15 protein-coding genes are annotated in these 14,720 nt (G+C 56.7%); 7 read left to right on the top strand and 8 right to left on the bottom strand.

Annotated features, from left to right (window positions below):
* The first annotated feature begins 2 nt into the window (after positions 1-2).
* The 4 genes from VQ830_RS23445 to VQ830_RS23430 all read left to right on the top strand — a co-directional run bounded on the left by VQ830_RS23445 (position 3) and on the right by VQ830_RS23430 (position 3,229).
* Positions 3-965, top strand: coding sequence for a 2-hydroxyacid dehydrogenase (locus VQ830_RS23445; protein ID WP_438618567.1), 963 nt, complete (start codon positions 3-5; stop codon positions 963-965).
* 85 nt (positions 966-1,050) lie between these two features.
* Positions 1,051-1,332: a flagellar basal body-associated FliL family protein gene (locus VQ830_RS23440; protein WP_337270586.1), complete on the top strand. Its 282-nt coding sequence runs from the start codon at positions 1,051-1,053 to the stop codon at positions 1,330-1,332.
* A 260-nt stretch (positions 1,333-1,592) separates the two neighbouring features.
* Positions 1,593-2,894 carry a nicotinate phosphoribosyltransferase gene (pncB, locus tag VQ830_RS23435; protein WP_337270585.1) on the top strand — a complete coding sequence of 434 codons (1,302 nt, stop codon included), beginning with the start codon at positions 1,593-1,595 and terminating at the stop codon, positions 2,892-2,894.
* An 89-nt stretch (positions 2,895-2,983) separates the two neighbouring features.
* Positions 2,984-3,229 (top strand): BON domain-containing protein, encoded by a 246-nt coding sequence (locus VQ830_RS23430; protein WP_337270584.1) that lies wholly within the window; start codon positions 2,984-2,986, stop codon positions 3,227-3,229.
* Between the two features lie 23 nt (positions 3,230-3,252).
* On the opposite strand, the gene VQ830_RS23425 is transcribed toward VQ830_RS23430, so the two are convergent.
* From VQ830_RS23425 to VQ830_RS23390, 8 genes are all read right to left on the bottom strand, one after another.
* On the bottom strand, positions 3,253-3,885 hold the full coding sequence (locus tag VQ830_RS23425) for an exopolysaccharide biosynthesis protein (protein ID WP_337270583.1): 633 nt from the start codon (positions 3,883-3,885) through the stop codon (positions 3,253-3,255).
* Positions 3,886-3,926: 41 nt separating this feature from the next.
* Positions 3,927-4,226: a hypothetical protein gene (locus VQ830_RS23420; RefSeq protein WP_337270582.1), complete on the bottom strand. Its 300-nt coding sequence runs from the start codon at positions 4,224-4,226 to the stop codon at positions 3,927-3,929.
* A gap of 95 nt (positions 4,227-4,321) precedes the next feature.
* Positions 4,322-5,296, bottom strand: a complete 975-nt coding sequence (locus VQ830_RS23415; protein ID WP_438618593.1) for a TerC family protein — start codon at positions 5,294-5,296, stop codon at positions 4,322-4,324.
* Between the two features lie 188 nt (positions 5,297-5,484).
* Positions 5,485-6,213 (bottom strand): SDR family oxidoreductase, encoded by a 729-nt coding sequence (locus VQ830_RS23410; protein WP_337270580.1) that lies wholly within the window; start codon positions 6,211-6,213, stop codon positions 5,485-5,487.
* A 113-nt stretch (positions 6,214-6,326) separates the two neighbouring features.
* Positions 6,327-7,073: an ATP-binding cassette domain-containing protein gene (locus VQ830_RS23405; RefSeq protein WP_337270579.1), complete on the bottom strand. Its 747-nt coding sequence runs from the start codon at positions 7,071-7,073 to the stop codon at positions 6,327-6,329.
* Complete coding sequence (locus VQ830_RS23400) at positions 7,066-8,142, bottom strand: ABC transporter permease subunit (RefSeq protein ID WP_337270578.1); 1,077 nt, start codon at positions 8,140-8,142, stop codon at positions 7,066-7,068. Before VQ830_RS23400 ends, VQ830_RS23405 begins: the two co-directional genes overlap by 8 nt.
* Positions 8,143-8,251: 109 nt before the next feature.
* A complete protein-coding gene (locus VQ830_RS23395; RefSeq protein WP_337270577.1) occupies positions 8,252-9,241 on the bottom strand; it encodes an ABC transporter substrate-binding protein in 990 nt (329 codons plus the stop codon).
* Positions 9,242-9,394: 153 nt separating this feature from the next.
* Positions 9,395-10,297: a sugar-binding transcriptional regulator gene (locus tag VQ830_RS23390; protein WP_337270576.1), complete on the bottom strand. Its 903-nt coding sequence runs from the start codon at positions 10,295-10,297 to the stop codon at positions 9,395-9,397.
* A gap of 231 nt (positions 10,298-10,528) precedes the next feature.
* On the opposite strand from VQ830_RS23390, the gene VQ830_RS23385 reads away from it, so the two are divergent.
* The 3 genes from VQ830_RS23385 (at position 10,529) to VQ830_RS23375 (ending at position 14,441) form a co-directional block, all read left to right on the top strand.
* On the top strand, positions 10,529-11,440 hold the full coding sequence (locus VQ830_RS23385; protein WP_337270575.1) for a tagatose-bisphosphate aldolase: 912 nt from the start codon (positions 10,529-10,531) through the stop codon (positions 11,438-11,440).
* 8 nt (positions 11,441-11,448) lie between these two features.
* Complete coding sequence (locus VQ830_RS23380; protein WP_337270574.1) at positions 11,449-12,954, top strand: ROK family protein; 1,506 nt, start codon at positions 11,449-11,451, stop codon at positions 12,952-12,954.
* Positions 12,955-13,022: 68 nt separating this feature from the next.
* Entirely contained in the window at positions 13,023-14,441 is a 1,419-nt protein-coding gene (locus VQ830_RS23375) for an ArnT family glycosyltransferase (RefSeq protein ID WP_337270573.1), read from the top strand.
* The last annotated feature ends 279 nt before the right edge of the window (positions 14,442-14,720 follow it).

The raw sequence follows: 14,720 nt of genomic DNA, 5'->3' as shown, positions 1-14,720 counted from the left end.
ATGTGAATCCCGTGCCTTCACCCGTTCTCGTCGATCTGAAGTTCAACCCGGAGCGTCTTGCTGCGCTTCTTGAGACAGCCTTTGAGGATCGTGGAAGTATCAATCTTGCCGACCCGGAAAGCCGCAATACAGACCTTTCGTCCATTGATTATGCGCTGGTGTGGAAGCCGGACGCCGACCTCTTCCAGCGTGCGACCAACCTGAAGGTCATCTTTTGCGGCGGTGCTGGCGTCGACAGTATTCTGCGAATACCAAATCTACCCGATATTCCCATTGTCCGCTTCGTAGACCACAGCTTGACAACTCGGATGAGCGAATGGGTCGTATTGCATTGCCTGATGCATCTGCGAGGCCAGCACGCGCACGAAAAGGCCCAGCGCCACCACCAATGGGGTGACATGGTTCCTCCAGAGGCGGCGGACGTGACGGTTGGTATTATGGGTATGGGCGTTCTCGGCCAGGATGCTGCGATGAAATTGACGACGCTTGGATTCAACGTAGCCGGATGGTCGCGCTCCAAGAAAGCCGTTCCCGGCGTCGAAACCTATGGCAGCGAGGAGCTCGACGCTTTTCTTCACCAAACCGATATTCTTGTTGGGCTTTTACCGCTGACGGCGGAAACGAAAGGCCTTTACAACCGTGGCCTGTTTGAAAAGCTGAGACACGACGGCGCGCTTGGCCGACCGGTTTTTCTGAACGCTGGCCGTGGCGGCAGTCAAGTGGAGGCCGACATCGTTTCAGCAATCAACGATGGCATCTTGGGCGGCGCTTCTCTTGACGTGTTCGAGGTCGAACCTTTGGCGCCCGGCAGCCCCTTGTGGGATCTCGACAATGTCTTCATCACACCACACGATGCGGCGGTTTCTGACGAGAAGGCCCTATTTGCGCATGTCGAAAGACAGATTGGCCGGTTTGAAAGCGGACAGCCTCTGGAATTTCTGGTCGACCGAAGGGCCGGCTACTGATCCCTCGGAACATTCCATTCTCCTGCCCGTTGAGTCTTCAGACGTTTTCAGGGGCGAATAGCGCCCTCTGATAGAGGAGGCGAAGATGGCGACGCAAATGGAAAGCCACGTCGAACGCAAGGAAGACGGTCGTCTGCACATAGAGCAGGAGATCAGCCCCGTTGCAGCTAAGCAAGGCAATACGGGAAAGCGAATTCTTACAGTGCTGATATCGGCGTTGGTGCTTGCGTTTATCGTCTGGATCCCTGTGGAGATCTGGGGGAACAAGCAAGAGGAAAATGCGCAGCCTCAATCGACGACCCAATCGACCGATGCGAACAAGCCGTCGGCGACCAATCCTCCGGCACAGCCGCTCGGATCCCGGTAATGGCATTTAACTCACTCGCTGCAAGTTGCCGAAAACACCATTGGGCTCTGTCGCATTTGCGGCAGAGCCTTTCTCATTCTGAGGGCTGGACATTCTAATCCGACTTTCCGATAAAGACCCGACAGATCGAACTTAGGGATCTGCCGAGGCGTCGCGATCCGATATCGAGGAGAAGCGACAGTGGGAATTGGCGGAACTGTCATTGCGGCGGTTTGAGCAGGGGCCGGGCTCTCCGGACGAGGGACTTGGGCGGATCTTGAATGAAGACGGATATTGCGCGGCGCGTTTATAATCACACCTGGAAACTCGATCCGATAGTTCGCAGCCTCCTTGATACGGATTTCTATAAATTATTGATGTTGCAGATGATCTGGAAGCTTTATCCGGATGTCAACGCGACGTTTACGCTGATCAACCGCACCAAACGTGTGAGACTGACAGACGAAATCGACGAAGGCGAACTGCGCGAACAGCTCGATCATGCCCGCTCGCTGCGTCTGTCCAAAAAGGAAATGATCTGGCTTGCGGGCAACAGCTTTTATGGCCGTGCCCAGATTTTCGAGCCGGAGTTCTTGGCTTGGTTGTCGCATTTTCAGCTGCCTGAGTATGAACTGTCACGGCGCGATGGACAGTACGTCCTCGACTTCCACGGTTCGTGGAAGGAGACGACCATGTGGGAAATTCCGGCCTTGGCGATCATCAATGAGCTGCGTTCACGCTCGGCGATGCGAGCGCTCGGGCCCTTTACGCTGGACGTGCTCTATGCCCGCGCGAAAGCCAAGATGTGGTCGAAGGTTGAGCGGCTCCGGGAATTGCCCGATCTGCGCATTTCCGATTTTGGAACCCGGCGGCGGCACAGCTTCCTGTGGCAGCGCTGGTGCGTGGAAGCACTAAAGGAAGGCATCGGCCCGGCTTTTACCGGCAGCAGCAATGTATTGCTGGCTATGGATTCCGATCTTGAAGCGGTTGGGACAAATGCCCATGAACTTCCGATGGTCGCGGCAGCCCTTGCAACCAGTGACGAAGACTTGCGCAAGGCGCCGTACAAGGTTTTGCAGGACTGGAACAAGCTCTACGGCGGCAATCTGCTGATTGTTCTTCCAGACGCCTTCGGCACGGCCGCCTTCTTGCGTGACGCTCCTGAATGGGTCGCCGACTGGACGGGCTTTCGCCCTGACAGCGCCCCGCCGATCGAGGGCGGCGAAAAGATCGTGTCCTGGTGGAAGAAGATGGGGCGCGATCCACGCCAGAAGCTTCTCATTTTCTCCGATGGCCTCGATGTCGACGCCATCATCGATACCTATAAGCATTTTGAGGGCCGTGTGCGTATGAGCTTCGGCTGGGGTACGAACCTCACCAACGACTTTACCGGCTGCGCCCCGACAGAGATTTCTGGGCTTCACCCGATTTCCATCGTTTGCAAGGTGAGTGATGCGGATGGAAGACCAGCTGTCAAGCTGTCAGATAACCCGCAAAAGGCGACGGGCGATCCAGGCGAGGTCGACCGATACCTCAAAGTTTTTGGTAGTGAAGATCGTGTCGATCACATCCTGAGCGTGTAAAAGCATTGTCCTTTCAAAAAGATAGCTGCTTTATGAATGGAATATGAACAAATTTTTCCTGCCGGCGTTGAGCTAGCAGGAGGTGTTCCATGTTCTCTATTTTGACATCTACGACACGTTCAGTTGCCTCTAAGCTCGCAGAAACGGCAGAGACAATTGCAACGACTCTTGCCTATTCGGATGGACTTGAAAATTCGTCAATTCGTGTTCGCGAGATGGCCGGCATGGTTTTCCTGGAAGGCACGGCTTCTTCCCCCAGGGCCATCGATCGCGCCACAGAGATTGCGGTGTCGATCGCGGGCCCCTGCGTTTGTAACAGAATAGAGCCCGCATAAGTCATTCATCTTACGACCGTGCCTTAGGCTCCGATTCCGCTGACGAGCGATGCTGCCCCGTAAAGCAGGAATATGGTTGCGATGACCGCCAGCAAGGTCATGCCAAGCCCGATAAGGGTCACCAAGCCATCTTGCTCCATTAGACCTACGGCAAGGGTCATGACGGCAATAACCGGCAAGAAGTTGCCAAAGGGAATAGGCAGAGCAATCGCCACGGCCAGAAGAAAGACAGGGATGCCAATAAGCGCTTCTGCCTTCCGACCGGTGAGGCTTTTCAGCCTGCCCGAGCACACGACGCGCTCGACCTTGGAGACCAGCGGCAGAGTGTGGTTGACGATAATCTCCAGAACGCGTGCGGACAGGCGGCGTTTTCCCAATATGTTCGGCAACCACAAAGTCTCGCGGCCTGTTGCCACTTGAAGCGAGACCAGCGCCAGCGCCGTGCCGAACACCATGCCAAACGGTCCAGGAATGGGCGTCAGCGCGGGCAGTGCGAGAACAAGGATGGTGAAGGCTTTGCCGGCGGGGCCCATGACGGCAATGATTTCCGAAATCGAAAGGCCGCCATCTTCCCGCGCGAGCTTTGCGACATCGCGAAGGCGGCTTGAGGCAACGCCTTCCTGCCCTCTATCGGGTGTCGCGCTATCATCTCTCATTCGCTCTTCCTTTCGGATGAGGGCAGTTTCTGCATTTCGTCTCAAACATCGTCTCCCGGTTGTTTGATCAGTCCGACGAGAGCCGAACAGGCAGGATCGCGCCGATCGAGAAGAGAAACAGGATCTGTCCAGCCTGCCGTGACGCCGATCGCGGTCGTGCTTGCCCACCACATGTCATTCCCGGCACGCTCGATCAGCTTGGGTGCTTGAGAGGCGATGCATTGTTGCGACTGCTGGATGATGTTCAGTGTCGCGCCGGCATTGCGCGTCTGCTCGGCAATATCCGCCTGAAGCGGGGAAACGACCAGTATGGAGAAGATCCATGCAAAAAATTCAGACATTGTTTTTGCCTCCTATGAAAACGAAGAGTTGGACTTCAGCGGTTTTTTCGATGCCGACGCCCCAATGCGTCGGCTCGAGCATCTTTCGGCAGATCTTAAGAAGCCGGCTGGTTGCGCGTCTTCAATAGGCTCCAAACGACGCCGCTGATGATGATGCCGAAGGTGATGGCGAGCGACAGCGCGGCGGGGAATTTTTCGAGGCCGAGAAGATCAGCAACGAAGATCTTGGAGCCGATAAAGACCAGAACCACCGCCAGCGCAGGCTTCAGATAGCGGAAGCGGTGGATCATCGCTGCCAGGGCAAAGTAAAGTGCACGCAGGCCAAGGATGGCGAAGATATTGGACGTGTAGACGATGAACGGGTCGGTGGTGATCGCGAAGATCGCGGGCACGGAATCGACGGCAAAGACAACGTCGGCGACTTCAATCAAGACCAGCGCCATGAAGAGCGGCGTCATGAACCACGACAGCTTACCAGTCTTCGGGTTCTGCTGCTTGACGAAGAAATGTTCGCCATGATGTTCATCCGTGACGTTGAACCGGCTGCGCATGAAGCGGACGACCGCGTTCTTTGAGACATCCGGCTCGGCCTCCTTCATGACCAGCATCTTGATGCCGGTGAAGATCAGAAAGGCGGCGAAGATATAAAGAACCCAAGAGAATTCGGCGACCAGTGTCGCGCCGACGCCAATCATGATCGCGCGTAAGACGATGACGCCCAGGATACCCCAGAACAGAACGCGGTGCTGGTAAAGGCGCGGCACGGCGAAGAACGAGAAGATCAGCGCAATGACAAAGACGTTATCCAACGCCAGGGTTTTTTCAACGACGAAGCCCGTCATATAGGCAAGGCCGGCGTCAGATCCCAAATACCACCAGACCCAGCCGCCGAAGGCGAGACCGAGCGCTATATAGAACGCTGAGAGCTTGATGCTCTCGCTGATTTCTATTTCTTTGTTCTTCTTGTGAAGGATGCCAAGGTCGAATGACAAGATGGCAAGGACGAGAGCCAGGAAGCTTGCCCACATCCAGAGCGGCTTACCAAGCCACTCGACGAAAAACACGGACATGTCCATGCTGTATTCCTCTGGTCGGCACGTGTGTCGGGTAGTAGTCCGACATCACGAGAGCGCCGATTCTCTCGCCAGAGGGGCCCGGACTAGCGGGTCCTGATTGATCTGGGATATGAACCCCAAAGTTTCAAGAGATCCAGCATCATCGTTCTGCTTTTTATCTCACGATGATGCGCCTGATCTTGTCAGCAAGCGGTAAAGCCGCCATCGATCGGCAGCGATACGCCTGAAATCATAGAAGCACCATCGCCGAGCAGGAAGACGATCGGAGCTGCGATCTCGTCCTCCGTTGCCCACCGGCCGAGTGGCATCTGCTTGAGGAAGGGCTCCCCGATATCAGGTCTACCCCAGTAAAAGGCCGACATTTCTGTCATTACTACCGTCGGGTTCACGCTGTTGACGCGGATATTGTACTTTCCAAGCTCCAAGGCCGAAACCCTGGTGATATTGTCGAGGGCCGCTTTGGACGATCCATAGGAAATATGCCCAGCCAGGCCGACAAGGGATGCTTGGCTCGAGACATTGACGATCGAGCCTCCCTTGCCGGCCCGGATCATTGCCTGGGAGGCATATTTGATGACGAGCAACGCGCCGCGTGCGTTGACGCTGATGACATGGTCGAACACGGAGATATCGGTTTCCATCGGCGTTGCGATCTCGCCGCCGAAGCCGCCGCAATTGACAACGCCCCATACGTCCAGCCCATCGAGGGCACCCTTGATGCTGTCCTCGGAGGCTAGATCGAAGGGAAGAACTTCGCAGCCAGTCTGTGAAGACAGCGTTTTCAAGGCCTCGACGGAGCGTCCGCTAGCATAGACTTGAGCGCCGGCATCAACCAGTTGACGAACGGTGGCTCCGCCAATGCCCCCGCTCGCGCCGGTCACCAAGATTTTCCGTCCATCCAGCCCAAACATCGAAAGCTCCTTCATGAAAAACAGTGCCGGCTCAGCGAGCGAGCCGCCAATTCCCCAATATTCATAATCTTTAACGCAAGCTATGTTGTCTCGCCGCGTCGAGAACCCTGCTGCTATCCGCCGACCATCAGTTTCACGACTTCGTCGTGGTTGGTGTCGGCAATGTTCCTCTCTCCCGCCACGATGCCGCGTCTGAGCACGACAATGCGGTCCGCAACGGCAAAGATGTCCTGCATGTTATGCGAGATGAAGACGACGCCGCGGCCCTGCGCCTTCAGGGACTTTATCAGCGCCACGACTTTACGCTGTTCCGGCACGCCGAGCGCTGCGGTCGGCTCATCCATGATCAGAACTTTCGCGTTCCAATAGACGGCCCGGCCGATGGCAACAGCCTGGCGCTGCCCGCCCGAGAAATTGCTGACGGGAGCGTCCAGACGTTTGACGTGGAAATCGAGCGTCGCCATCGTTTCGCGCGCCGCATTTGCCATGGCTTTTCGATCGATGACCGGAAGAAACCCGAAGAGTTTCTTCACCGGCTCGCGGCCAAGGAAGATGTTTGCGCCAATCGTCAGGTTATCTGCAAGGGCAAGATCCTGATAGATCGTCTCGATGCCCTTTTCTCGCGCATCCTGCGGTGAGGAGAATGACACTGGCTTCCCCTCGATGAGAATTTCACCCGATGTCGGCGGATAAACACCCGATATCGCCTTGATCATAGTCGTTTTGCCGGCACCATTATCGCCGGCAAGCGCCACCACTTCGCCGGGGCGCACCACCATCGAGCAGTCGTCGAGAGCCTTGACTGCGCCGAAATAGCGGGAGAGGTTGCGAACTTCCAGAAGAGGTTGAGCGCTATTCATCGTATTTCGCTCCGCTGAGCCGACGCTGTGCCTGGTCGATCAACACCGAGATGATGATAACGACGCCAACAGCGATGAACTGCCAGAAGGGTTCGACATTCATGAAGACGAGGCCGTACTGGATGACGGCAATGACGAGAGCCCCGGCGACTGTTCCGGCAATCGTACCTGAACCGCCGAACAGGCTTGCACCGCCGATAACGACCGCTGCAACGCTATCGAGCAAGAGCGGTTCGCCGGCCTGCGCCGCACCGGCCGTGAAGCGGGCGGCATAAAGCGCTCCGCCAAGGCCAGCGCACACGGCCGACAGGACGTAAAGCCTCAGAAGGTGGCGCTTGATATCGATGCCTGCGCGCCGCGCTGCCTGCGCATTCGCGCCAATCGCATAGTTATGCTGGCCAAAGCGTGTTTGGCTGAGCAGATAGTGCATGATCAGCACGAAGCAGATTGTAACGATCACAAGATACGGAATACCGAAAATTCGGCCATTTCCAAGCTCGGCGAAAGACGAGTTCTTGACCGGGACCGTCGTTCCGGCGGCAAGAAGGAACGCGGCGCCGCGCGCCACGCCGTACATCCCGAGCGTTCCGATGAAAGGAGGTACCTTCAGGCGGGAAATCAACAGGCCGTTGATCGTTCCGGGAACGGACGCGGCCAACATCGCCGCAACGATGCCCACCAGCATGGCCAGCGGCAAGGGCAGGTAAAGCCCCGCGATATTGGTGATGTGGGCGGCAACGACAGCGGCAAGACCCATGATAAAGCCGGCCGAAAGGTCGATACCGCCGGAAATGATGACGAATGTCTGGCCGGTCGCCAGGAGCAGCGGCGCCACGGCGAAGACCGCCACCGATTGCCAGTTGAAAGGCGAGCCGAGAAACGTCCCGCCAAAATCGATACGCGCCCAGATTTCAAAGACGACAATGAGCGCACCAAGAAATAGCCAGGCACGCAGTTGCGCGATTTTCTGGATGATCGTCTTGCTCACATCGGCATGGTCTGCCTGTGGCGCAACATGTTTCGGTGGTTGAACCGCCGCATCGGGCGACAGAGCCTGCTGTTCTGACATTGATCATTCCGCACAGCTCGACGATGCCGGGTAAGGGCATTCGTCTTCTTGGACATAGCAGCCCCCGGCACCGATATTGCATCGAGCGCCGAGGGACACGCACGGAGGCTTAATCGGAGTAGATGAACTTAGCGACCGCCGGGTCGGCGACGTTGGACTTATCGATGACCGTAAAGCCGGTGCCGATGGTTGTCGGAATCGAGTTTCCGGTCAGATGGGCATAGGCTGAAATCACGCCGAAATAGCCGATTTCCGCCGGATGCTGGGCGATGGCAAGATCCACCAGCCCGGACTTTAGGTTGTCGACGATCGACGTCGGTGCATCAAAGGCAACGACCTTGATCTTGCCGCTCTGGCCGGCTTGCTGGACGCCGTTGGCAGCGCCGAGCGCGGAAAACAAGTTCGCACCGAACACACCATCGAGGTCCGAGTTCCGGGCATAGACGGCCTGCAACTGGGATGCGGCCTTGTTCGCATCATCGTCGTTAAACTGGGTTTCCAGCACGGTGATGTTCGGAAACTTTTTCATCTCTTCCTTGAAGCCGAGCTCACGCTGGTCCGTGGTGGAGATGCCGGGCTTGACGTTGGACACATAGACTTTGCCCTTCTCGCCAACGGCTTTGGCAAGCGCGCGCGCAGCAATCGCACCACCGAGAACGTTGTCCGATGCGACATAGGCCAGCGGGAAATCTGCGTCGCCGGACCCGGTCTGATATTTTCCCGTGCCGATAAAGGTATCGACGGTAATCACCGGAATGCCGGCATCGGCAGCCTTTTTCAGCGGTTGAATGAGCTGATTGACGTCCGTCGGCGCGATCAGGATCGCATCCGGTTTTTTCGCAATCACAGCATCGAGAACCGGCACCTGCGTCACCGGATTGAAATCGGGCGCGCCCTGAAAGACAATCTGTGCACCAACGGCCTTTGCCGCCGCCTCAGCGCCTTTGCGCATGGTGATGTAGAAGGCGTCAGTGGTGAGGCCAGGAATCAATGCGATGGAGTATTTTTTGTCGGCAGAATAAGATTTTGTTGCAGCAAGGGCGATCGGCGCACCAACAGCAAGAGCAGATGCCTGTTTCATGAATAAGCGACGCTGCATAATTTCCTCCCCTATGCGAGCAGCCTTCATTCTTTCTTTCCGACGAATTCCTGTTCCCGTCGGCCGCATGATCATGGAACAAAGCTCAATTCCGCGTCAAGTAATTTATTCCAGAAAATTATTTCGTACTGAAATCGTATCTGTTCTTCAGATCTAAGCCTCTGATGTTGAGAGAAAATCTAGAATTGCTTGAGCCGTCGGAGTGTCGGTGACCAAGGCATTGATCATGCCTGAACGCACAGCACCAACGATCCCGGGAGCTTTTTCGACCGTAGCGGCAACGCCAACGGAGAGAGGCACTTTACGCAGTTGCTCGACCGAGGCCGCAATCATCCGCTCCTCGCCGTCCCATGACAGGATTTTTCCGTCGACGTCGACGTAATGCCGGATGACGTCGCCAACCGCGCCGCCAATGGCCTGTTCATCCTCGGTCGCAGCGCTCGCCTCCGGCGGATTGATGGCATGCGGCAGTCCGATGCCGACGATCGCGCAATCAAGCCGGTCCCAGAGGGATACTGTTTCGCGCACGGAAGGATCGTTGAGGAAGGCTTCCCTCAATTCTGCCGAAGAAAGATATGGCGCATGCAGGAAGTGGGCGCTGCCACCAAGTTGCTCGGCTGCCTGACGCACAAACTCGTTGATCTGAAAATGCGGCGCGGCTTGCTGCATGCCGCCGTTCAACGCCACCGCCAACGTCCCGGGGATCTTCGGCAGTCCTGCCGACAGGACCTCGCGCACGGCGCGGCCCCATCCGAAACCGATCACGGCACCGGGTGAAAGATTTTCCTCCTTGAGAAGCTTGCCAAGCGGTCCCGCCAGCGCACCGAGAACGCTCGTTGAGGGACGATCGATCACGGCGGCGCGTTTGAGTTTGAGCACGTCGACCAACTCGCGCATCATCTCTTCCGGACTTGCAATATCCAGAACCTCGATCCTGACGATACCGAGCGCGCGGGCTTTTTGCAGCAATCGTGACACTGTCGCCGTCGACACGCCGATCTTTCGGGCGATGTCGACCTGCGCCATGTCGGCTTCGTAGTGAAGCTTGGCAACCATATGAAGCGTTGCGCGCGACGCCGGAGATTCGTTGATCGGTCGCTGAACCAGCTTGCAATTCCTTTCTGCAATGTGTTACACGCTATCGAAGTTACACCGAAGCCAGATCGAACTCAATCGACGACAGAAAACTTTGCTCGTGATCGAGTGGCTCCGAATGCTGAGGAAAAGGCTGTATCGCCAATGGCCCAGGCCCCTTCGGTGTCGATACATTCTAAGGAGGATCACAGCATGGCCGCAATGACAACCGCTGAACGCCGGGGCTATCAACAGATTTGTGACGAGACGGGCTCGATGATGGTGATTGCCTGCGATCAACGCGGCGGAATGAGGGCAGTTCTCGCTTCGGATCCGCAGGAGCAGGCGAAGATCAGCAATGAAGTGCTTGGCGACACCAAGGCCGATATTGCGCTTTATCTTGCTTCAGAGGCTGGTTGCGTGCTCGTTGATCCGATCTGTGCCGTTCCTCACTTGATCGATCGGGACATCTTGCCCCGCGATACCGCGCTTCTGATCGGCATTGACGCATCCGGCTATGATACGACGCCGGAAGGCTACCGCATATCGAAGATGGTGGAAGGAATTAATGCTCGCCGCGTTCGCGAACTGGGCGGCACGGGCGGCAAGATCATGATTTACCTGCGGATGGATCATGAGGCAGCCAATACGGAAAATTTGCAAACCTTGAAGAACGTGATCGAGGATTTCGCCAGCGAAGACCTGCTTCTGGTTGTCGAGTTCCTGACCTACCGTTTGGAGAACGAAAGCAAGGAAGAATACGAGGCGAAGATCCCGATGCTTATCCAGGAAGGCACCCGCGCCTGCCTGGCATCGGGCGCCAAGGTGCTGAAACTTCCTTATCCTGGGTCTGAGGCCTCCTGCGCGGAAGTAACGCGCATTGCCGGTGACGTTCCGTGGGCCGTCCTTTCTGCTGGTGTCGATCACGAGACCTTCCTGGGCCAAGTCGAGGCGGCTATGAAAAACGGCGCTTGCGGCGTTATTGCCGGCCGTTCCTTGTGGAAAGATTGCATTTCGCTCGATCGGAACGTGTCTCGCGAGAAACTCTCGACGGTTGCCGTGTCTCGCTTGCGCGACCTTCAGGCAATCATTCGCCGTTACCGCCAGCAAAGCGTTGCCGCGTAGAGTGCCTCATGTCAGCAGGCTTTTGTGGAATAGGTGTAGATATCGGCGGCACTAATATTCGAGCTGCCAAGATTTCGCATGATGGTGCCATCGTCCAAAAGCATGCCGTTGCCGGCAGCCGAAGCCCCGATGAAGCTCTGCGGATTATCAAGAACCTGATTACCGCCTTAGGGGCGGACGATGTCGCGGCGATCGGGATCGGAGTTCCAGGTCGGGTCGATGGCTGGACCGGCGCTGTTCTTTCCGGCGGCTATCTCGATCTGTCGAAGGTCGATTTGAAAGGCGAAATCGAGCGCTGTTTCGATCTTCCCACCATCGTTGCCAATGATTGCAGCATGGCCTTGATCGGCGAGGCGCGTGTAGGCGCGGCAGCCGGTATCCGCAACGTCCTGATGTTGACGATCGGAACAGGCATCGGCGGCGCGGTGCTTTACGACGGTCGTATTGTCAACGGCAAGAAGACGGCCGGCCAATTCGGCCATATTATCGTCAACCATAGCGCCGGCAAGGCCTGCCTTTGCGGGCAAAAAGGCTGCGTCGAAACTGAGGCATCGGGCACCGCGCTCGGGCTTCATATCAAAGAAGCCGGCTACCAGGCCGATACGCGCTTCGAACATGTCCTGGCCAAAGCACGGGATGGCGATCGGCAAGCAATATCGGTCATTCATGCCTGGGCCGTTCCCCTGCGTGCTGCTATCAAGAGCCTTTCGGCCGCATTCGATCCAGAGCTTGTGCTCTTGGGCGGTGGGATGGGCGCAGCTGCCTGCCAGGCGTTGGAATTTCTACCAGCTGAACCGAGCTGGTACGACATCGACATACGCTGCGCATCCTTACAAGACGACGCCGGTGTCATCGGCGCAGGTTTCGCGGCGCTGGACCTCAGCGCTGAAAAGGGATCCGTGCTCAAAGAGGGCAAGCGCCTCGTTATGGTCAATGGCGTGCCGGCATCGGGAAAGAGTCTGCTTGCAAGGGAGCTTTCCGTGCGAAGCGGATGGCCTTTGCTGGCCCTCGACACGATCAAGAACCCCTTTCTCGAGCTCATTGACGGAGTTGATCGTCCCTTCAACCGCGTCTTGGGACGGGCAAGCTACAAAGCCATCTTTTCCACCATCGGCGATGCGCCGCCCGGCTCTACGTTTATCGTGGATGCTTGGTTCGGATTTCAGCCGTTGGAGGTGCTGCGCGATCACATCGAAACCGCAGGGGTGACTAAAATTGCTGAAGTTTGGTGCCATGCGCCGCCGGACCTTGTCGGAGAGCGATATGCGGCTAGGGCCGCCGAAAGGCTCCCGGGCCATCCCGGCCTAGCCTATGTCCCCGAACTGGTCGAACTTGCAAGGCACGCAAAACCGATGGCCATTTCACCGGTGATGGCAATCGAAACGAACGGCGATTTGAATGTCACCGCCGTTCTTGATTGGGTTGTCGAGGCCTTCGACAAGGCAAACCGTGACCAGAAAGCCGCGGTCAGCCTTGAAAATGCTGATGACGAGGATTTGCGCGATCCGGCATAGCCCGGTCTCTGGCATTTTTGCCGAGGCCGATATATCGGGCGCGCAGTTTTCAGTCGAAAGCGCTCACCATGTCTGTAAGTCGTGGCTTATTTATTATCCTTGCCCTGACGGTTTTCAGGGTTGCCTGCCTTTTCTTCGACAGAACCAACCTCTTCGTTGACGAAGCGCAGTATTGGCTTTGGTCGCAACATCTTGATTTCGGCTATTACTCAAAGCCGCCTATGATTGCCTGGGTTCTGTGGCTTTCAACAAGTCTTTCGGGCTCGAACGATATATTCTGGCTGCGCCTGCCGGGGCCTATCTTGCATGCTGCAACCGCCATACTTCTCATGAGGGCTTCGCAGAGCTTCGTCAGCTCCAGGAACCAGGGCTGGGTCGGCGTGACCTATATTACGCTGCCGGGCGTCGCCTTCTCCTCCGTCTTTTTCTCAACGGATGTCGTCCTGCTTTTCTTCGTGGCGCTCGCGCTGTTTGCTTATCTGCGGCTGACGCTAAGGCCATCCCTTGGTGGCGCGGTAGGCTTCGGTGCCGCCGTTGGCCTTGCCTTCCTTTCCAAATACGCTCTGCTTTTCCTGCTCCCGGGCGGAGCTACAGCGCCGTATCTTATCCCGCGCGCGCGAATTGCAATACGCGACTTTCTCGTCGCGGTGGTAACTGCTGCTCTTACCGTGTCGCCCAACCTGATCTGGAACGCCTTGCACAGCAATGCCACCATCCGGCACACACAGAACATCGCGCATTGGGGCGACTTCAAAATCAGGGTCGCAGACGGCCTCACTTTCTTTGCGGCGCAATTTGCCGTCGTCGGACCGCTCGTGTTTGTTGCCCTTCTTTGGGCGCTCGTGCGCCTCATGCGGAATAAAAGTCAGGAAGACGAAAAGCTCTTGCTCCTGCTTTCAGTGCCGGTAGTTTTTCTCATTACCTTGCAGGCTCTTCTCGGTGGCGCCTACGCAAATTGGGCTGTGACGGCCTATGTGGCCGGTACGATCCTTGCGGTTATTGTTTTCGAGCGCCTTTGGCCGCAGGGGCTTCGCATCTCCTTCGGGATCAACGGAGCCATCTGTCTTGTCTTTCCGTTTCTGACAATCTTTCCGCAGAGCCTCACGCTTCCGAACGGACGGCAGATCATGCAGCGCTATCTCGGTCGGGCGGAGATCAGTCACCACGTCGCATATCTGGCGCGGCAAACCGGATTGAATGTCATTGTGACGGACAGCCGCGATCTCAATGCAGACTTTTTCTATACGCTGAGGAGTGAGCCTTTTCGGTTTTACGCTCCGCGCCCGAAAGCCTTTCCTGAAAACTATTACGAGCAGGAATTTCCTCTGCCGGCTTCTGTTGCTAACGAGGTCCTCTTTGTTACGACGCGTCCTTTTGCCTGCCAAGCGGACAAAGCCAGCCTTGTCGAGACATGGAGTCCGGCAAATGGTGCCTATCGCGGTAAAGCGATCTACGCCTATCGCGCATCCCCATCTTGTCTTGAATAGCTGGACGATCCTGCTGCAGATCCCAAACAACGCATTGAACGACAGCGCGGTGCATATACCACGCTGCCTGGTCGGTTATGCGGATGTCGCAGGCGCCGCCTGGCTCAACGCATTGCAAAAACGGCGCTGCGATAGGTTTGCATGACACATACGGGAAATTTGTGCGACCTGAGAGATAGGTGACAAATCGTACCGGAGACATGGGTTACACTTTCCGACTTTATCGGGAGGTGTAGATGCCGTGGAGAGAGACTTCGGTCATGGATGAGCGTCTTCGAT

Source organism: Oryzifoliimicrobium ureilyticum, from assembly GCF_037199735.1.
Classification (GTDB): Bacteria; Pseudomonadota; Alphaproteobacteria; order Rhizobiales; family Rhizobiaceae; genus Rhizobium; species Rhizobium ureilyticus.
This window is presented reverse-complemented; position numbering and strand designations above follow the sequence as displayed.